The 19,629-nt window shown below is 38.1% G+C and carries 17 protein-coding genes; 4 read left to right on the top strand and 13 right to left on the bottom strand.

Going from position 1 to position 19,629, the window contains the following annotated elements:
• Window positions 1-20 precede the first annotated feature (20 nt).
• Window positions 21-782, top strand: a complete 762-nt coding sequence (locus tag ACIQZI_RS01325; RefSeq protein WP_403068412.1) for an MBL fold metallo-hydrolase — start codon at window positions 21-23, stop codon at window positions 780-782.
• A 91-nt stretch (window positions 783-873) separates the two neighbouring features.
• On the opposite strand, the gene ACIQZI_RS01320 is transcribed toward ACIQZI_RS01325, so the two are convergent.
• Window positions 874-1,650 (bottom strand): AraC family transcriptional regulator, encoded by a 777-nt coding sequence (locus ACIQZI_RS01320; RefSeq protein ID WP_403068409.1) that lies wholly within the window; start codon window positions 1,648-1,650, stop codon window positions 874-876.
• Between the two features lie 24 nt (window positions 1,651-1,674).
• Entirely contained in the window at window positions 1,675-2,250 is a 576-nt protein-coding gene (locus tag ACIQZI_RS01315; protein WP_403068406.1) for a LysE family translocator, read from the bottom strand.
• A gap of 333 nt (window positions 2,251-2,583) precedes the next feature.
• Here ACIQZI_RS01315 and ACIQZI_RS01310 point away from each other — a divergent pair, with 333 nt between their 5' ends.
• Window positions 2,584-3,714: an NADH-dependent flavin oxidoreductase gene (locus ACIQZI_RS01310; RefSeq protein ID WP_403068402.1), complete on the top strand. Its 1,131-nt coding sequence runs from the start codon at window positions 2,584-2,586 to the stop codon at window positions 3,712-3,714.
• Window positions 3,715-3,828: 114 nt separating this feature from the next.
• Window positions 3,829-5,277, top strand: coding sequence for a GMC oxidoreductase (locus ACIQZI_RS01305; RefSeq protein ID WP_403068399.1), 1,449 nt, complete (start codon window positions 3,829-3,831; stop codon window positions 5,275-5,277).
• 195 nt (window positions 5,278-5,472) lie between these two features.
• Here the strand turns inward: ACIQZI_RS01305 and ACIQZI_RS01300 are convergent, their stop codons facing one another.
• The 4 genes from ACIQZI_RS01300 to ACIQZI_RS01285 all read right to left on the bottom strand — a co-directional run bounded on the left by ACIQZI_RS01300 (window position 5,473) and on the right by ACIQZI_RS01285 (window position 9,774).
• On the bottom strand, window positions 5,473-6,447 hold the full coding sequence (locus tag ACIQZI_RS01300) for a Gfo/Idh/MocA family protein (protein WP_403068396.1): 975 nt from the start codon (window positions 6,445-6,447) through the stop codon (window positions 5,473-5,475).
• Window positions 6,448-6,679: 232 nt separating this feature from the next.
• A complete protein-coding gene (locus tag ACIQZI_RS01295) occupies window positions 6,680-7,072 on the bottom strand; it encodes a VOC family protein (protein ID WP_403068393.1) in 393 nt (130 codons plus the stop codon).
• A 224-nt stretch (window positions 7,073-7,296) separates the two neighbouring features.
• Entirely contained in the window at window positions 7,297-8,493 is a 1,197-nt protein-coding gene (locus tag ACIQZI_RS01290) for an MFS transporter (protein ID WP_403068390.1), read from the bottom strand.
• A gap of 117 nt (window positions 8,494-8,610) precedes the next feature.
• Window positions 8,611-9,774, bottom strand: a complete 1,164-nt coding sequence (locus ACIQZI_RS01285; RefSeq protein ID WP_403068387.1) for a Gfo/Idh/MocA family protein — start codon at window positions 9,772-9,774, stop codon at window positions 8,611-8,613.
• A 462-nt stretch (window positions 9,775-10,236) separates the two neighbouring features.
• Between ACIQZI_RS01285 and ACIQZI_RS01280 the strand changes: the two genes are divergently transcribed.
• Entirely contained in the window at window positions 10,237-11,013 is a 777-nt protein-coding gene (locus ACIQZI_RS01280) for an IclR family transcriptional regulator (RefSeq protein ID WP_403068384.1), read from the top strand.
• Window positions 11,014-11,088: 75 nt separating this feature from the next.
• On the opposite strand, the gene ACIQZI_RS01275 is transcribed toward ACIQZI_RS01280, so the two are convergent.
• From ACIQZI_RS01275 to ACIQZI_RS01245, 7 genes are all read right to left on the bottom strand, one after another.
• Complete coding sequence (locus tag ACIQZI_RS01275; RefSeq protein WP_403068381.1) at window positions 11,089-12,906, bottom strand: ABC transporter ATP-binding protein; 1,818 nt, start codon at window positions 12,904-12,906, stop codon at window positions 11,089-11,091.
• Entirely contained in the window at window positions 12,899-14,641 is a 1,743-nt protein-coding gene (locus tag ACIQZI_RS01270) for an ABC transporter ATP-binding protein (RefSeq protein WP_403068378.1), read from the bottom strand. The genes ACIQZI_RS01275 and ACIQZI_RS01270 overlap by 8 nt, the downstream gene beginning before the upstream one ends.
• Window positions 14,642-14,656: 15 nt before the next feature.
• Entirely contained in the window at window positions 14,657-15,121 is a 465-nt protein-coding gene (locus ACIQZI_RS01265; protein ID WP_403068375.1) for a PadR family transcriptional regulator, read from the bottom strand.
• 526 nt (window positions 15,122-15,647) lie between these two features.
• Window positions 15,648-16,991: an MFS transporter gene (locus ACIQZI_RS01260; RefSeq protein WP_403068372.1), complete on the bottom strand. Its 1,344-nt coding sequence runs from the start codon at window positions 16,989-16,991 to the stop codon at window positions 15,648-15,650.
• 225 nt (window positions 16,992-17,216) lie between these two features.
• Window positions 17,217-18,359, bottom strand: a complete 1,143-nt coding sequence (locus ACIQZI_RS01255) for a 5-methyltetrahydropteroyltriglutamate--homocysteine S-methyltransferase (RefSeq protein ID WP_403068369.1) — start codon at window positions 18,357-18,359, stop codon at window positions 17,217-17,219.
• A 171-nt stretch (window positions 18,360-18,530) separates the two neighbouring features.
• The gene (locus ACIQZI_RS01250) at window positions 18,531-19,442 is read right to left on the bottom strand and encodes a LysR family transcriptional regulator (RefSeq protein ID WP_403068366.1); all 912 of its coding nucleotides are present in this window, start codon (window positions 19,440-19,442) and stop codon (window positions 18,531-18,533) included.
• On the bottom strand, window positions 19,411-19,560 hold the full coding sequence (locus ACIQZI_RS01245; RefSeq protein WP_403068363.1) for a hypothetical protein: 150 nt from the start codon (window positions 19,558-19,560) through the stop codon (window positions 19,411-19,413). The genes ACIQZI_RS01250 and ACIQZI_RS01245 overlap by 32 nt, the downstream gene beginning before the upstream one ends.
• Between the last annotated feature and the right edge of the window lie 69 nt (window positions 19,561-19,629).

The raw sequence follows: 19,629 nt of genomic DNA, 5'->3' as shown, positions 1-19,629 counted from the left end.
CAAAAAAAGGAGTTATAAATATGAATATAGAACAAATTCGAAATGCTACACTAGTTGTCGAATATGCAGGGAAAAAGTTTTTAATTGATCCATTTTTAGCAGATAAGGGCACTTACCCGCCTTTCCCCAATTCATTAAGACAAGATCAAAATAATCCTTTAGTTAGCTTACCAACATCAATTGATAATATCATTAATCATGTAGATGCTGTCATTGTAACGCATCTACATTTAGACCATTGGGATGATGTTGCCATAGATGTATTGTCAAAAGATATAAAAATGTTTGTACAAAATGAAGAAGATGCTACTGAAATTCGAAACGCTGGTTTTCAAAATGTAGAAGTTTTACATGAAGATACAGTTTTTAAGGGTATCCAATTGACTAAAACAAAAGGTGAGCATGGAAGAGGAGAAATACTGAAAGTTGCTGGTCTAGTGTGTGGCGTTGTCTTCAAACACCCAAATGAAAAAACTTTATATGTAGCTGGAGATACGGTTTGGTATGAAGCGATTCAACAAGTAATCGAAACACACAAACCAGAAATCATTGTTGTAAACGCTGGAGATAATCAATTCCTAGAAGGCGGTTCTCTAGTAATGGGGAAAGATGATGTCCATGAAGTGCATAAGGCTGCCCCATACGCAAAAATTATTGCTAGCCATATGGAAGCTGTCAATCATTGGACATTATCCAGAGTAGAATTAAAAAGCTTTGTTAACGAAAAAGGAATCTCCTCTAATGTTTTAGTGCCAGATGACGGCGAAACATACTCATTTTAAGATTGACCAATCCCACAGCTAAAGCAGTGGGACTCTTTTTGGCAAACATCTAATAATATCGCCTACTTTTAAAGACAATTTTATTCCCCTCTTAATTTAAATGTGACATATATTCAAATGCTGTTGTTCCATATACGCTTTTAAAGTGTTTATTTAAATGGGTTAAATCAACAAAACCACATTCAGCTACGGCAGAATAAATATCTCTATTTCTTTCTATTAACTGCTTGGCACGTTCTATCTTGCAGTTAAGAAAGTATTGGTATGGTGTAATTCCAGTCTGAGCCTTGAATAACCTGATAAACTGAAATTTTGATAAATCAAGTTCTTTACATATCTTGTCAAGTTTAAGTACATTTTCTAAGTTGGCATGAAGCATATCCTTTGCTTTTCCAATTAGAACGTTATCTTTCTTAAGGCCTGTAGAAAGATTCGTTTGAATAAGGCTATCTGTAAGGGATAAGAATAATTCACTGCAAAAAGCCTCATCTTTTTCGCTTAATATTGCATGAGAAAGACTTAATATTCTTTGTTCAAGTCTATAATCATACACAATAGGGGTTGAAAAACGTACGATATCCTTTTTCCGAGTAGCCTCTAAAAACAATTGTGGCTCAATATATAGCATCACATAATCAAGGCCTGCCTCATCATGTGCCATTCCGTCATGTGCCTGTTCTGGATTAAAAAGCATAACACCATTTTGATAGGATAATTGTAAACTGCCATCCAAGTTATAATGTTGAATACCACGCAATGTTACACCTATTGCATACTCCTTGTGAGAGTGCTTTTTATATGAAAAATCAGTAATACTCGCTGACAACGCAGTAATATCTGCCGACTTTTTATAGATAAATTTCTCCACTTAATTCACCTCTTAAATGCTACCCTACATCCAGATCATGATTGTAGCATAAACTAAACATAATGCCATTATTACATTAACTGTTCTTTTATACTTCTGTAAAAACTGCTTGAAGATTGCACCGAAAAGAACCCATGTAATAAATGCTAAAAATCCAATGATCGTTATAACTATAACACTTATTGTCACAGCTGATATGTCGGTATAATAAGGCAAAACAAAGCTAGGAATGACAGTCAGCGTAAATAGTACTACCTTTGGATTTAAAAACTGCATAAGAAAGCCTGAGATAAAAGTGCCAGCTTTGTTGTCAGTTGGTGCTGATGTATCCATTTTGTAAATTTGATAGGCGAGATATAACATATAAATGGTTCCGATAATCTGCATACCAATTAAAATTTTTGGTATGACCGTTATAAGCACCGTATTCAACATAGCAGAAATACCAAGTAATGAACCAAAAGCAATCGTTGCTCCATACGTATATTCCACTGCCTTTTTTGGCCCAAAATTATGCACTGTCGATAATATGACGAGGTTAGTAGGTCCTGGTGTAAATGTAACAATAAAACTGTAAAATAATAATGATGTAATATCCATGAGGGTAACTCCTTTCGAGGTATCTTCATAGAATGATACATCTTAAATTAAATAGCATATAGTATATTATTGCAGGATTATACAAAGCTTCTGCAAAGTTAACTCTACAAATTTAGGGTGATGATACGTTATATTTCATTCTGTAGCACAAAATAAAAGCGGGTTTTATTTTGTGTAATACTTCACAATTATAGAAATGCGTCCTTGTGGAGTAACCTGGTTCTCTCTTTTCCCATGAATAATTTACTGAATAATACTTAAGCATATTTACTGTATCTTTTATATCGTAAAAGTATAATAAAGAGGTTCACTAATATACGGAGGTCGAGAATTATGAATCCAAAATATGAAACACTATTCCAACCAATTACCTTGCGAAGTGGAATTCTATTAGATAATCGTATCATTATGGCACCGATGACCAATTTTTCTTCAAATCAAGACGGTACAGTCTCAGATGAGGAAATAGCGTATTATAGTCGCCGTTCAAATGGAGTCGGAATGGTTGTCACAGCTTGTGCATATGTCACAGCTAACGGAAAAGGATTTCAGGGTGAATTTGGAAGCGATCGTGATGACTTGATTCCAAGTTTACGCAGACTAGCTTCTGCTATTAAAGAACAAGGAGCAAAAGCAGTCCTGCAAATTTTCCATGGTGGTCGGATGTGTCCGCCAGATTTAGTTCCAGATGGAGAAATTGTAAGCGCTAGTGCTGTTCCGGCAGAACAAGGCGTAGTGTCAGATCAAATTCCTCGCGCTTTGACTGAGATAGAAATTCAATCCATTATTCGTGATTTTGGCGAGTCTACCCGGAGAGCGATCGAAGCTGGATTTGATGGGGTTGAATTACATGGAGCTAATGGATATTTAATTCAGCAGTTCTTTTCACCACATTCCAACCGACGTGAAGATCAGTACGGCGGCAGTTTTGAAAAAAGATTAACATTTCCAATTGCTGTTGTAGATGAAGTGAAAAAGGTAGTTGCCAAACATGCGAAAGAACCATTTCTCGTTGGATATAGATTCTCACCAGAGGAACCTGAAACACCAGGAATTACAATGGCAGACACTCTTGCATTAGTGGATGTTTTGGCTAGTAAAGAGCTTGATTACCTCCATGTCTCCTTAGGGGAGTTCTGGTCATCTCCACGACGGGGTGTTGAAGATTCCCGATCTCGCCTTGAAATTATTCAGGAGAGAGTTGGAAAAAGAGTTCCTGTGATTGGTGTAGGATCAATCTACACAGCAGAAGATGCTTTAAAAGCTATCCAAAGTGGTGTTTCAATGATTGCAATCGGTCGAGGACTCATCATCGACCCTGATTGGGTTGAGAAAGTTAAGCAAGGAAGAGAGTCTGAAATTGAGACAAAACTAAAAAAAGATGCTCAATCTCGTCTTATCGTGCCAGATCCTCTTTGGCAAGTGATTGTGAACACACCTGGATGGTTTCCTATTGAAGATTAAAGAGAGAGTAAAACAAGGAATAGTTTTTAACTATTTCTTGTTTTTTTTACATTTCATATTGATAAACAGTCGAGCATACCTTTAAAAGAAATGTTTCTAAAGGGAGTGATGGCTATGGTGGTGAAATATAAAAATAATTGGATTCCTACAAAGTCACTTGAAGAAATGTCAAAGACAAATTACGACGTCCTTATTGTGGGAAGCGGTCCTGGTGGGGGAGCAACTTTACAGAGGCTCTGTGAACTTTGGAAAAATCAAGGGGCTAAAAAGATCGGAATAGTAGAAAAGGGAGATAAGTTATTTCATTCTCACGCCCTTAACATTCCCACACAGAATGTAAATACAGCCCGAGACGAGCTCCTTCCAGACAATTCAACGATTTTCGAAGATCGTTTACCCCAATTTTCAGGAGCCAGAATGATATACGCGCTTGGGGGGAGGTCTTTGTTTTGGAATGCAGCTACTCCGAGACCTATTCGATCTGAGCTTAATAAATGGCCGATCCATCCTGGGGAATTGAATGTGTATTATGGGATGGCTGAGAAATTATTGCATGTCACAACGGATTTTGCTAAAGGTTCATCGATGCAAAATAGGATGTTAAAACAACTCCATGCAGGTGGTATTTTGGAAGCAGATGATATGCCACTTGCTTTTGATATGACACCTTCCCGGCAAGGAGAAGTTCATTCAAATCCTTGGTATAGTTCGATCAATGCTCTGGCCGCTGCCAAGTTTGACCGGCCATATGATCTCGCAGTAAATGCTTATGTCTCAAGAGTATTGACAGGGAATGGGAGAGTTTCTGGTGTCGAGGTTTTTTCTGAAGACAAGAAGGCTCACACAATTCGAGCAAAAAATGTGGTAGTATCTGCGAGTACTTTAGAGACTCCACGTCTATTGCTTAATTCTGGGATCCAGGGGCCTGCTATCGGCCGTTATTTAACAGGCCATGTGTCCATCATTGCCATCGGAACCATCAGTAGATGGGAGTTCTCTGATAAACTTGGCAACCTAGCTGTTTTGAAATTTGAGACGAAAGAGTCTCCTTATCAAATTCAGATTCTTGGGCCTGATCAATATTTTTCATATCAGCAATTTGAAGATAAGGCACTTAAAGATCAGCTCATGGTTGTCTATGCTTCCTTTGGAAGAGTTGAACCCCGTGCTGAGAACAGAGTGTACATTGATCCGTCCGCAAAGGATGAATTCGGTGTACCCTTACAACAAGTTCAATATTCTTTAAGTAATCAAGACCGTCAGACAGCCAGCCTAGTTGAGCAAGGAATTAGGCAATCCGCCACAGCAATGGGAGTGACTCTTGATGAGTCTACTTTAGTTCTACGACCGCCTGGCTCAGATATGCATGAAGCTAGTACTTGCAGAATGGGGGATGATCCCGCAACTTCAGCGACAAATCGTCACGGTCAAATACATGGGGTTCAAGGTTTGTATGTAGCAGATAATAGTGTTCTCCCTACCCTGACAGCAGCTGGTCCAACTCTTTCCGGTACTGCTTTGGCTATAAGACTTGCCGATCATCTTGTTCGCCAGTCCGGATAGAAGTTTAATCTTTAAATATTGTATGCTAAGGATATTAATGAATATTATTTGATGGTTTTTGATAGCTTTTTCCAAAAAAGATTGGATGCCATTTAAGCACCCAATCTTTTTGAGAAATCATTAACTTTAATGTTAGCTTCCTTCTTTTTCAGATCTTACCTTCCTTTTCCCATCCCTAATCAAAAAATTCTCTACCTAGCTTATTTCACCCATGACCCAGTTTGTTCTCGCACCGGTCACTCCAGTACTTGGGCACTGACCGCTATCCCCTGTTAAGTCAGCTACAATCGTTTCTACAAGGGGTTGATGAACGTGCTGTGGCGCTTCAAAATTCCACTGCTCTGTTCCGCTAATAGTAGTCAAAACGATGGGATCATTTCCGAAGGTGGAAAAGGTAATTTTCCCTTTACTGCCGACGATTTCATTCACATCCACATCTTCAAAAGCAGAAAAACACCAATTTCCTACACCATGAATTCCAGATTCAAATCGATAGGTACTTGTAACGATATCTTCCGCACTATAATAGCCTGCTTGATTTGAAGTAAAACCTTGAACATCTTTAATAGGTCCCAGTAAAAAATCTAATAAATCGAGCGTATGACTGGCTAAATCAAAAAACAGTCCTCCTCCGGACAATTCAGGTTGAACCCTCCACGGGAGATTTTGTGAGTCCAACACATCTTCTGAAGCTTTTTGATACTGTGTTATTGATACGAAACGAACGTCTCCGATCGCTTTATTTTCTAGCAACTCTTTTATTTTTACAAATCGAGGCAGCGCCCTACGGTAGTAAGCAACATATAAAGGAACGCGAGCCTCCTTGCAAGCAGCTACCATTTCATTGCATTCAGCAAAATTGAGTGCCATTGGCTTTTCTACATAAACAGGTTTTCCAGCCTTTGCAACTTTAATTGTATATTCTTTATGTGAACTAGGTGGTGTTGCAATATAGACAGCATCGACATCTGGATCGTTAATAAGTGCGTCGGCATCATCATACCATTTCGGAACATTATGTCTTTGCGCATAGTCTTTTGCTAGTTCACCGGTTCTCCGCATAACGGCAACCAACTCTGAATTTTTACTTTTTTGGAATGCTGGTCCACTTTTCACTTCCGTCACATCACCGCATCCAATAATGCCCCAACGAACTTTTTCAAATTTCACGATAATAGTCCCCCTTCTTTTATAAATAGAAACAACTGATTATGAAAATCATTTTACAGAATTCCCCCTAATGAAAAAGCCCACTTCTTATGGAAGATAGTAAGTGGGATGTTTGTGAGAAAGAACCCCATCAGCTTTAGCCCTGGGAGTGGTCAGAAACAACTCTAATCACTTTATTAACTCCCTCTCTCTTTATAATTGTCGTATTATATTAAGTTCCTTTTCTTCTTCATCAACTTCTCATATGTAATGAATCTGGATGCATCTCCATAAACTCAATCCAATTCCCATCGGGATCTACTACCCAGAACTGGTAGTTTAAACTCATCCCTTGAGTAATGTCTACTGCTAGTGTTACTCCTTTTTTCTTTAAATTTTCCGCTGTTCCGTGGATATCTTCAACTTCAAAACAAATATGATTTTCTCTTTCTTTAACGCTTTTGTTACCATGGTAAAATAATTCAATAAAGCACCCTTCAGCAACTTTCACGTATTCAATCCACGGTTCACCATTTGGCTGATTCAATTTAAACGCTTTCTTAAAACCAAGTTTATTACAATAAAAATCCAATGAACGTTCCATATCTACTACTTTTAATCCTACGTGATTAATCCCTTTAATCATATTCAATCCCACCCCATATCGTATGTATCTTCATTCTATATTTTCTATAAATCCCCATGTCTCTACTTGTAAAAGCCAGTTAATGGTCATCCAAACAATACAAGTCCACTCTATAAGGCAATACTTTTAATAGTTAGATTGTTATATATAATGACACCCTTCTTATTTAAGAAAGGGGCCAGATTGTTTTTTTATAAGTCACTGTCCTCAAATCCCCGTAAATACTAGCTCGCTTGTAGGATCTTGTTTTCTGTAAGTTTCCTTTTTCCATGGAGTACATAATACAAAAAAATACTCGCAAATACGACCACTGCCAAGGTTAAATACACGCCACGAAAACCAACGACTGGAATGATAAACCCTAATAGAAAAGGGCCAATTCCTACTCCTGAATCTATAAACACGTAAAAGGTCGAGGTTGCAAGCCCCACTCGGTGCCGCGGTGATTCCTTTATGGCAATAGCTTGACAGCAAGAAGTCATCGTTCCAAATCCAAGTCCAATTAGCGCTCCTGCTAAAAGGAGAATGAATCCTTGGTTGGCTTGACTAAGAGTAACTAATCCGATCACAAATAATAGTAACGCTGGATACATCACAATGTTATCCCCTCTTTTATCTAATAGCCGTCCAGTAAATGGTCTTGAAATCAAGATGAAAACAGCATATACAAGAAAGAAGAAACTTGCAGCCTCCATTAAATTAATTTCTTTTGCATAAGAAGTCATAAATGACAGGATACCTGAGTAAGCAAAACCCATAATTGCCATAATGATAGCGATAGGAACAGCCTTTATTTCGAAAAAATCTTTCAACTTAAAACCTTTCATCGCATCAAGCTGTTCTTTTGTGATGTTTCCTTCAGGGATATGCACAAATAATAAGATAATAGTACTTATGAGAGAGAAAAGTGTACAAGCTACAAATATTATCGTAAAACTTCCTTGTTCACTGATATAAAGACCTAAGAAGGGGCCAACCGCCATTGCAAGGGTTATACTTAATGAAAAATAGCTTATTCCTTCTCCACGACGTTCATTCGGAATAATATCCATGATAACGGTTGCTATAACTGTGGTAAACACCCCAAACGCTGCTCCATGAATAAAACGAATAAATAATAATACGTTCATGTTTTCTACAATAAAATATAACAACATCATAATCAAAAATAAAAATAATCCGCCATAAAGCATCTTTTTACGTCCAACAATCTCAATATATTTTCCAACAAAAATACGTGAAACTAGTGCACCCACGACAAATATACTAGACGCAAGACCCGCCATGCTTTGTGAAGCGTTAAATTCTTCAATCGCATAAACAGTTAAAGTCGTTATTAATAAATAAAAGGTCAAACTCCCAAAAAAAGTGGATACGGACATGATGATAAAATCTTTTGTCCATAATTTCGATGTATTCACCTCTATTCCTCCTATTTCCAAAACAATAAAGTATATTGTCCAATATTTTTCTAAACTGATTATTTTGTATTTACAAAAGCCTCGTTTCCGATTCTAACAAACCACTAGTTAAAAATATTAATGAGTCCCCTTTACATCTAATGTTGCGTTTGTTACATTCTTTTTCTCGAATGTAGAAGTACTAATTTTCTCTTGTAATTTTTCAAAATAATAGTTGGGGTCGACAGGTAATTCTACTGTTTCATTTAACCAAGAAGATAAGTACATGGCATTGGCAATTTCTAATGCCTTTACCCCGTCTTCACCTGGTGCAAGTAAAGGTGAACCTTTACGAATCGAATCAATCCAGTTTTGAATAATCCTTACATGATTTGCATTTTCACTTTTTACAGAAACATCAATTTCCTTCCATTCTGGATGACCGAAACCACCTTTGTAGGTCTTATTAAATTCACGTTCTGATTGTGGTAATTGGTAGAAGGTAAGTTCTTCATTTTCAACAACGATTTTCCCGCGATCTCCAATGATCTCAAAGCGATTCGTTCCCGGAACTTCTCCTGTTGAAGTAATAAATACACCCGTCGCCCCATTATCATATTCGACATATGCTGTTACATCATCTTCAACCTCAATATCATGGTACTTTCCTACACTAGACACTGCACGAATCCGTTTGGGCATATCCCCTGTCGTCCACTGCCAAATATCTAATTGGTGAAGTGCCTGATTTAATAGAACACCTCCACCTTCACCTTTCCATGTGGCTCTCCATTTACTTGAATCATAATAACTTTGTGAACGGTAAATATCCGTCACAATCAAATTGGTTCGTTTAATCTCACCAAGTTCTCCTGAACGAATAAGATCCCGTAACTTTTGATAAAGGGGATTCGCCCTTTGGTTATACATGATACCAAATACTTTACCACTAGCTTTAGCTGCTCCATTCATTTCCAACACATTTTTTGTATAAACCCCTGCTGGTTTCTCAATGAGGACATGTATCCCATTCGTAAAGGCTGTTTTTGCTAGGTCTGGATGACTGTAATGGGGCGTCGCAATTAGAACGGCATCAATTCCTGATTCACTAAAAAAGGTCTCTTCATCCCGGAAAATTTGCACATCTCCTTGTGTATTATTTTTCACCCATTCAATTCGACTTTCATTACGACTACAAATGGCTGTTAATGTTGCCCCTTCGATTTGTCCTTTATCCAGTAATTGAACATGTGAGCTGCCTATATTCCCTACTCCAATTACGCCGACTTTTACCAAACCCATATCTATCCACCTCTAATTCTTAAATATTTAAAAAATTTCGTTAACAAATCACTAGTATGCAACAAACTAAATGAATTACGAACCACTATGTGGTACACTTGTATCGTTATTTGGTTAACTTGAGTATAATGAATGTATAACACCTTTGTCAATCAGATTGTTTTTCTTCATACAATCATCAGTTATGATACAAAACGCCACCATTTACCACATGTAACAAGCTACATGTGGTAAATGGTGGCGTTTTGGAGCCGGAACTGTGGATGCTTTCTAAAGTAAAATCAGTATACCTGCTAAGAGACGGGCTTATGAGTAAGTTGCGAAGCCATGTCCCCATGTCCTTCATACAAAAAACTTGAAAGCTAACTTCTACATATTTGATCAATGACAGAAATTCTATATGAAAGATCAAAATTTCAGATATAATTGAATGGGGAGATAAGATGGAAGGAGTACATACGTTTGAGTAACGATAAACAAGATCAAAATAAGACATCTAACGTTCAAGTTATTTCTCGGGCGGCTAACATACTGAGGACTCTTAGGGATCATCCAAAAGGATTAAGCCTATCTCAGATTGCAAAAGAAGTGGGATTAGCACGATCAACAGTGCAAAGAATTGTTCAAACTCTAGAACATGAAAATTTTGTCGCACAAGCCTCTGCTTACGGCGGTATCCGTCTTGGTCCTGAGATTGCAATGCTTGCTGCTGCTGTCCATAGTGACCTTAGAGAAGAAATTAGGCCATTTTTAATTCAACTATCAAATGAAGTAAATGAAACCGTCGACCTCTCAGTTTTAGATAACGGAAAGGTACTTTTTGTAGATCAAATTATCGCTTCACATCCACTACAAGCGACTTCACAACCCGGAGCATCTTTTCCATTACATTGCACGGCAAATGGAAAGGCTATACTCGCCTCACTACCTACAACCGAGGTTGAAAAGCTCCTACCCAATCAATTAACAAAGTACACAGATAAAACGATGACGAATCGGGATGAACTGTTAAAAGAGTTAGAAGTAGTTCGTAAAGAAGGTGTTGCTTTTACCAAAGAAGAGCACATTCATGGAATTTGTGCGGTAGGCGCAGTTGTTGTTGATAGTATGAAAAATCTAAGTGCTGTCTCTATACCACTCCCAGCAACTCGTTTTTATGGTAATGAGGAAAGGCTAGCAACTGCCCTTCTCGAAACTTGTCAAAAGATTAATGAACACTTTAATACAACAATAAAGTGAAACTTCAATCAGTGGGGGGTTCTTCCCCCCACTTCAAACTTTTGTTAGAAAGTTAAGTGGCGGGAGTATTCATCCTCAAATATTAAACTGACTATCATACATGTCAAAATAAAAGCCTTTCTCCTGCAACAGTTCCTGATGGGTACCCGATTCAATGATCTCGCCATGATGGATAACCAAAATCCGGTCGGCATTCTCAATTGTTTTTAAGCGGTGGGCAATTACAAAGCTTGTCCGTCCCTCAGTTAAGCGATTCAATCCTTCTTGGATTTCAATTTCGGTTCTGGTATCAATGCTAGATGTTGCTTCATCAAGAATCAATATATCTGAATCCGCTAAAATGGCCCTGGCAATCGCAAGCAATTGGCGTTGTCCCTGACTTATGTTGGAGCCACCAGATGTGATTGACGTTTGATATTTTTCGGGTAAATGCTTGATGTATCCATGAGCAGAAGCCATTTTTGCCGCAGCAATGACTTCATCATCGGTTGCTTCCAAACGTCCATAACGGATATTTTCCATGATGGTCCCGGAAAATAGAAAGGTATCCTGAAGCACAATACCAATTTTTTTGCGCAACTTACTAATTTTATAATCTCTAATGTCCTGACCATCGATTTTTATTTCACCAGAATGAATGTCATAGAACCTCATTAACAGATTGATGATGGTCGTTTTACCCGAACCAGTTGGACCTACCAAGGCAATTTTCTCGCCTGCCCTTACTTTAAAATTAATATTTTTCAAGATTGGCTTTTCATCCTCATAGCAAAAGTGAACATTGGAAAATTCGACATCACCATGAAAGGAATCGATTGCAATCGGATTCTCTTTATCCTTCAAATCTGGAGTTTCATCCATGATTTCAAACACCCTCTCAGCGCCAGCTATCGCGGACTGAAACGTATTCAATAGACTGGATAGTTGGTTAATAGGCCGGAAGAATTGGCGGGAATACGTGACGAAGGCGGCAATGATCCCGACAGATGTCATCCCTTGAACCGTCATAATCGCGCCAAACCCAATCACTAATCCTAGTCCCGCATTGTTAATGAAGTTATTAATCGGTCCAAGAAAGCCTGATACCGTATCTGCCGCCATTGCCGAATGGCGCAGTCTTTCATTAACCACCGAGAATTTCGCAATCGTCTTTTCCTCTTTCCCAAAGAGTGTAATCACTTCGTTTCCTGAAATGGACTCCTCGATAAATCCGTTCAACTCTCCCAAGTCTCGCTGTCTTTTGATGAAATTACTGCTGCTGTATGTGATGATTTTTTTAGTCGTAAAGATCATCACTGGAATGATCAACAGCGTCACAATGGCAAGCACCCAATTAAGTGAAAACATCGCAATCGTAACACCCGATACCATTAAGATGGATGAAAAAATTTGAATAACGCTTTGACTGAGCGCATTATTCAAGCTCTCAATATCATTTGTCACTCGGCTCATCAAATCTCCATGTGTACGTTTATCGAAAAACCTTAAGGATAATACCTGAAATTTATTAAATAAATCCTGACGTAATATCCGAATCGTCTGTAATGATACGCGGACCATCAAAAACGTTTGCAACCAGGTGAATATTGAGATAGCCGTATAAACAGAAGCTAATAATACCAAAAGCCGAAGAGTCCCATCAATATCCTTTGGAATGATGTAGTCATCAATGATGACCCCAATCAAATAGGGACCTAATAAGCCTAATAGTGTAGAAAAGATAACAAAAATAATCGCTGTGATCAGCGCTACTTTTTGCACTTCCATATATCGCCAAATTCGTTTAACCGTTCCTTTTTTATCCTTCGCTTTAACAACCGGTCCGGAAAACCCTCTTGGTCCACGGGCGCGACCCATTACATTCGGGACAGGCTGTGAGGAAGTTTTACTCATAGGAATGGACCTCCTTCCCGCTTTGCGTAATATAGATATCGTGATAGACGCGGCTTTTCGCAAGTAATTCTTCATGTGTTCCACTTGCTTCGATCCTTCCATCATCCACGACGAGAATCTGGTCGGCATCCATAATCGATGAAATTTTTGCAGAGATGATGAACACAGTTGTATCTGAATAATCTTGTTTTAATGCCTGTTGCACCGCTGTTTCCGATAAAGCGTCAATGGCCGAAGTTGAGTCATCTAGGATTAAAAATTTCGGTTCCCGGATGAATGCACGCGCCATCGATAGACGTTGTTTTTGGCCACCGGACAAATTCGTCGCTCCTTGCATGAGCTCATGGGCAAATTTTCCGTCAAATCTATTTATAAACTCACTTGCAGCTGCAGACTGAGCCACGCTTTCCATCTCAAGCGTTGTTGCTTCCTCTTTGCCGAAGCGTAAATTCTCCTCAATCGTACCGGAAAACAGCGTGGCTTTTTGCGGAACAAAACCAATCGCTGTTCGCAGTTTTTCCAGAGGATATTCTTTTATGTTGACCCCATCGATCAAGATAGCTCCCGAATCTGGATCGTATAGGCGTGGAAGCAATTTTACGAGCGTCGATTTCCCACTACCAGTCGAACCGATAATTCCAATCGTCTCACCTGCTTTAGCCTGAAAAGAAATATTTTTTAACACATATTCTCCATTTTTACTATAACTAAAATTCACCTGTCTAAACTCCACTTCACCGCGTATTGCTGGAAGAAGAGCTAGACTTTCAGGTTCAGTAATATCAATTTCCGTATCAAGTACCTGGTGAATCCGATCTGCTGAAGTAAAGGAACGAGTAATCTGCATCAACACATGGCTGCTCGTCATTAATCCATTCATAATAATGTTCAAATAATTAATGAAAGCTAAGATGACGCCGACTTGAAGTGTGCCTTCATTCACTTTTATCGCCCCCATCCATAGACCCGCAACAACACCAATATTCACTACGAACAACATAATAGGCATGAGCGTAAGAATGACTTGCTCGGCCGACATATTCCGCTTCATTAACGAATCATTTACCGTTTTGAAATTTTCCTTCTCATAATCTTGACGATCGAACGCTTTGATAACACGGATACCTGCCAAAGTTTCCTGAAGTTTTGTATTAACCTGATCCATCGCTTTTTGCACTCTTGCAAACAATTTGCCTGATTTAGCAGAAAAATAATAGATAAAAGCAATTAAAACCGGAATGGCAACGAATAACACAGGAAACAATTCACGTGCTGTAAACCAGACAATGACCACTGAGCCAATAAATAGCAACGGTCCACGTACAAAAACACGCAATGTCATCATAAGTGCCTGCTGAACTGCCGCAATATCATTCGTCACAATGGTTATTAATTTTCCAGTACCAAATGAATCGGTATTTTGATTGGAAAATTGCTCCGTCTTCCTGAACACGTCACGACGAATATCTGTTGCAAAATGGACAGCCGCTTTCGTACTGTAAATGGAACTGCCAGCTCCTCCTATTAACCCTACAAAAGCTGTCAATAACATGAGCAGCCCGAGCTTTATGACATAAGCATTGTCTTGATTAGCGATTCCCACATCAATGATATGCTGCATGATAGTCGGCTGTAGCAAATCCATCGCTACTTCAATGCACATCAAGAACGGCCCCAAAATGGCGAAAAGTGTATAGGGTTTTACATATTGAAGTAATTTCCTCAAGGACTTCATTTAAGTTCCCCCTCCCTACCTGTTTTCTTTCTTTAGACGCTCGGTTATTTCTTTTAAAAAGGCGATTAATTCTACAGATTTTTCTGCATTCATTCTTGCTCCCTTCATTGCTTTTCGCATCTCGACTTCCCACAGATCGATAGCCTCCTTTAGCTGAACGGACTCTGTTGAATTCCGCCAAATCGACCACTCTTTCCAATCCACCCAGAAATCTCCTTTTCCACTCTTCGCAAACTCCTCCAAACGATCTTTTCCTTTTTGATTAATAAAATAGACTTTTTTGTCTGTTTCAGGCTCAAGATCGATCATTTCCTGATTTTGTAATTCTTGAAGTGCAGGATAAACTGTACCCGCACTAGCCAAATAATGGCCATCCGAACGATCCTCCAATTCCTTCATGATTTGATAACCATGCATCGAATCATCTCTGAGTAAATGTAAGATGGCTAATTGTACAAACCCTCTCCGCTTTTTCATCATATCCCTCCATCTCTAATTATATCGGTAATTATAATCGATATATCGATAAAAAACAATCGATTGTTCTATAACACTTTAAAAATCCTACATAAATAGAAAAATGACGATCGAGGTAAGATCAAAATAAGTAAAAAGCGATTTAGGAGTAGGGTCAGGATAATGCGGATTTAAAATGTTAATGTTAAGGAAATCCAAATAAAAAAGCCTAATTTCTCGGTGTTGCAAGTGAGAAATTAGACTTTAGCTACTTCATTAAAGCGCCCTTCGGTTGAATAACAGAGGAGTCTCTATTAGCTGGTTAGGTCAAAAAGCGTCTCCACCTATTGTATAAGTAACAAAATCTCATATATTGAGCTTAGTGACTAGATATGATTTTAACAGGAGGTTTGGTAAATTCTTTAAGTCTGTTATTTGGCGCATACATATAAAGTGAAACTTCAATCAGTGGGGGTTTTGACTTTCCGTTAATGCGGGATAAAATCGAATGCAAAAAGGAGGTCCGAATTTCCCCCGACCTCCTTTCGCTTTATAATGACTGAACTATTTTCGTGTTGTTTACCTCTGATTCATGGACAGTTTGATAATCGGCGTGTTTGTCATTAACAAATAACAATGCAATCATACCGAATATAGCAGCAATTCCAATGGCGATAAAGTTAAATTGTGGCTGTAGGTTCATGGTCAGTAACACCGCCACATAAGTCGGAGCCACAATGGAGCCGATGCGACCAAAGGCCATTGTACTTCCAAGTGCTGCCGATCGAATGTTGACAGGATAATACGAAGCAACAAATGCATTTGACATATTTTGCAGACCAACTGTTGCAGCACCGATGAGAAAAATTAAAAAGTACGCGACATATAGATTCGTAGAAAAGCCAATTAGTGTTAAAGAAATAGCACCAACCAAATAAAGCGGAATTAACACATTTTTAAATCCTATTTTTTGAATGACATTACCAAGTATTAATGTGCCAACAATGGAACCGATTTGTAATACAGCAACAAACATTAAACTTGAAGATAAGTTATAACCAGCCTGCAGCATTAATGTAGGTAACCAAGTATTAAGTGAATACATTAAAATGAATGTACAGAAGCAGGCTAACCAAAACATCATCGTTGTAACAGCGAACTTTTTGGTGAAAAGAGCACTAACGGGTGATTTTTGTGTTTGTACTACCTTTTTATACGTAAAATCGAGTGTTGTAGCAGCGCTTGGTTGAATTTTATCGACAATCATCGCAATGCGGTCATGTTGTTTGTTATTAAGCAAGTAGTCAAGTGATTCTGGAATCGCTTTTAACATGAATGGAATAAAAATTAAAGGAATAGCGCCAATCCAGTAAACTGGTTGCCATCCGAAATCAGCCAGTAACGCTTGACCGATGAAGGACGCACCCATCGCACCAACTGAATAGCCACAAAAAATAAAAGAAATGATAGCAGCACGATATTTTAATGGTGCATATTCAGAAATAAGTGAAGCGATATTCGGCATAACCCCACCAAACCCAAAGCCGGCAATCACGCGACAAATCGTAAAGATGATGGCATTCGGTGCAAAACCTGAAAGCATGGTAAAAATACTAAACAGCAGTGTCGTTAAAATAATAATACGCCTACGACCAAATCGATCCGAATAGAGACCGAACAGTACCGCACCAGCAGCTGTGCCTATGGTTGTATAGCTACCGATGGAACCGGCTACCATATTTGAAATCCCCCATGATTCTTTTAAGAAGGGAATGGTAGCGCCGTAGATTACGACATCATATCCTTCAAACATCAGAATGATAAATAACCAAAAAACTAACAGAATGTGGAACGGTTTTAATTTACTTTGCTCAAAGAAAGAAATAGGATTCATAATATACCCCCAATAAAATGACTATATGATGATGCCAGCATGATCGCTTGTTATGCAAGTAAGTGTAGCGCGGAGCAAACCATATAGTTTAAAACTATATCTTGTTATAGCTTTAAACTATAACAAGATATATATAATCCAACATTAAATTTGGCATGATACGTTTTTTAAGTAAACCTCTCCCCTACCTACTAATAGGAGGGAGAGGTTCTACAAATCTATTATTTAGTTCGAAACACTTTCAGTTGTTACCCACACACTCTCAGCAATTTTAATCATGTGACTTATTTTATTCCACTGTTCTTCTTCTGTTAATATATTTCCTTCTTCCGTGCTAGAGAATCCGCATTGCGGGCTTAATGCTAGGTTTTCTAAAGGAATATATTGACTTGCTTCTTTTATTCTACCTTTGATACTTTCTGGATCTTCTAGTTCTGGGAATTTAGATGTTATCAATCCTAGTACGACTGTTTGGTCATCACGTTTAAAGTTTTTTAATGGTTCAAAATCGCCTGAACGGTTATCATCATATTCTAGGAAGAGTCCATCTACATTTAAGTTAGCAAATATCGCATCAGATATATTATCGTATCCACCACTTGTAATATAGGTAGACTTGAAGTTTCCACGACAAATATGCATGGTAATGACCATATCATCAGGTTTCTTAGCAATAGCATCATTTAAACAACTTACTCTAGTATCGATGATGTCACTAACTTCCATGTTCAGTCTTTCAACGACTGCTTTTATGCGTTCTTCCGAAACAAAATCAATCCAAGAAGTATCATCTAATTGTAAATAGCGACAGCCTGCATCATAGAAAGCTTGAATGGCTGTTTGGTACGCTGTTACGGTATCGTTATAGAATTGCTCTCTATTCCCGTTATAATACTCATCACCCTGAATCCTAGTGAATAACATATTGGGACTTGGAATGGCAAACTTAGCAACTTGACTTCCATCACCATATTTGTCCACTGCCTCTTGTAAGAACTTAAAGTGTTCTACCATATAATGATTATCAAAGCCTACTTTATCAACCACTTTAATAGCATTATTTCTTGTTCTAGCACCTTTGAAGTTACTTACATATTCCGTTTCAAACAGTTCTACCCCTTCTAAACCTGATAGGAAATCTAAGTGCCACCAAGAACGTCTAAACTCACCATCCGTTATTGCTTTAAGCCCTACCTTAATTTGGTTTTGTACAAGTTTCTCGATCTCTTGATCCTCTATAGCCTTTAAAGCATCTTTATCAATTTCCCCATTCACATAAGCCTTTCTTGCTTCTTTAATCGGTTCTGTTCTTAGAAAACTACCTACATGATCGGCCCTAAATGGCGCTTTAACTGTTGTGTTTATCATACATGATGCCCTTCTTTCTTTAATATAAAAAAACCTTCTTCTCATAAATAGGAAGAGGGGTAATTACCGTAACTAGTTGTCTTCTTATTTGATATGAGGTAAGTATAGCACGGAAAAATCAGTATAACGTAACACGTAAAATCTATCTCTTGCCATAGCTTTTAACTATAGCTATGATTGTTCTTTTGCGATTGCTTCTTGTAAATATTGAATATAGATATTGGCCAGTGTACTGTTCGTTACATTTTTGTGAGTAATATATCCAACGGTAATCCGTTCATCCACCTTCAAGGGAACCGCAATAATGTCTTCATCGTTTAATTCATGACTAATGACACCTGTCGAAATCGTATAGCCATTTAATCCAATCAGTAAGTTAAATAAAGTGGCCCGGTCACTAACCCGAATATTTTTTGGTCTAGAAAGAGTGCTTAAAATCTCCTCAGAAAAATAAAAGGAATTATAATCTCCTTGTTCAAAAGAGAGATATGGAAACGGGCGTAAATCAGATAATGTCACATATTCCTGCTTCACAAGTGGGTTCTTTGAACTAATAAAGACATGTGGTTTCGCTTCAAATAGCTCATGAAATATTAAATTTCCTTCTCTAAGAAATTTATAAATCACCTTTTTGTTGAACTCATTTACATATAAAACGCCAATTTCACTACGTAGGTTTTTCACATCATCAATGATTTCATATGTCTTCGTTTCTCGTAAAGTGAACTCATATTCCTTTCGATCATAATCTTTTAGTAGTTGTACAAAGGCACTCACCGCAAATGCATAGTGTTGAGCTGATACAGAAAAATTCTGTTGAGGTGCTTGCGTATTGGAATAGCGATTTTCAAGAAGCTCTGCCTGTTCAACCACCTGCCTTGCGTAACCTAAAAACTCCGAGCCTTCAGGAGTAATCATAATTCCCTTATTGGTTCGCGAAAAAATCGTAATCCCCATTTCTTTCTCCAGCTCTTTTAGTGCGTTTGATAAGCTTGGCTGACTAATAAACAAATTCTGTGCTGCTTTGCTAATCGAACGACTTCTTGCCACTTCAATCACATATTTTAATTGTTGTAACGTCATCTTTGATTCCTTCCTTTGATTGCAATGTTGTTTGAGTATGAATATCCACGTTCCTCGCTAAGTCAAAACATACTTCAATTGGTGCTTTAATCAATTGTTGATAACGGATAACAGGCATGTCAAATCTCCTTTTATACAATCCCTAACACTATCATTATAATCGTTTTTGTAATAACTAATCGGATTT

This window comes from Peribacillus sp. NPDC096379 (assembly GCF_044762875.1).
GTDB lineage: Bacteria > Bacillota > Bacilli > Bacillales > DSM-1321 > Peribacillus.
The sequence above is the reverse complement of the archived record's forward strand: the minus strand, read 5'-3'. Positions and strand labels throughout refer to the sequence as shown.

Coding starts and splice junctions, on each gene's coding strand:
- ACIQZI_RS01325 (WP_403068412.1), top strand. CDS start 21: ATGAATATAGAACAAATTCGAAATGCTACACTAGTTGTCGAATATGCA.
- ACIQZI_RS01315 (WP_403068406.1), bottom strand. CDS start 2,250: ATGGATATTACATCATTATTATTTTACAGTTTTATTGTTACATTTACA.
- ACIQZI_RS01310 (WP_403068402.1), top strand. CDS start 2,584: ATGAATCCAAAATATGAAACACTATTCCAACCAATTACCTTGCGAAGT.
- ACIQZI_RS01305 (WP_403068399.1), top strand. CDS start 3,829: ATGGTGGTGAAATATAAAAATAATTGGATTCCTACAAAGTCACTTGAA.
- ACIQZI_RS01295 (WP_403068393.1), bottom strand. CDS start 7,072: ATGATTAAAGGGATTAATCACGTAGGATTAAAAGTAGTAGATATGGAA.
- ACIQZI_RS01285 (WP_403068387.1), bottom strand. CDS start 9,774: ATGGGTTTGGTAAAAGTCGGCGTAATTGGAGTAGGGAATATAGGCAGC.
- ACIQZI_RS01275 (WP_403068381.1), bottom strand. CDS start 12,906: ATGAGTAAAACTTCCTCACAGCCTGTCCCGAATGTAATGGGTCGCGCC.
- ACIQZI_RS01270 (WP_403068378.1), bottom strand. CDS start 14,641: ATGAAGTCCTTGAGGAAATTACTTCAATATGTAAAACCCTATACACTT.
- ACIQZI_RS01265 (WP_403068375.1), bottom strand. CDS start 15,121: ATGATGAAAAAGCGGAGAGGGTTTGTACAATTAGCCATCTTACATTTA.
- ACIQZI_RS01260 (WP_403068372.1), bottom strand. CDS start 16,991: ATGAATCCTATTTCTTTCTTTGAGCAAAGTAAATTAAAACCGTTCCAC.
- ACIQZI_RS01255 (WP_403068369.1), bottom strand. CDS start 18,359: ATGATAAACACAACAGTTAAAGCGCCATTTAGGGCCGATCATGTAGGT.
- ACIQZI_RS01250 (WP_403068366.1), bottom strand. CDS start 19,442: ATGACGTTACAACAATTAAAATATGTGATTGAAGTGGCAAGAAGTCGT.
- ACIQZI_RS01245 (WP_403068363.1), bottom strand. CDS start 19,560: ATGCCTGTTATCCGTTATCAACAATTGATTAAAGCACCAATTGAAGTA.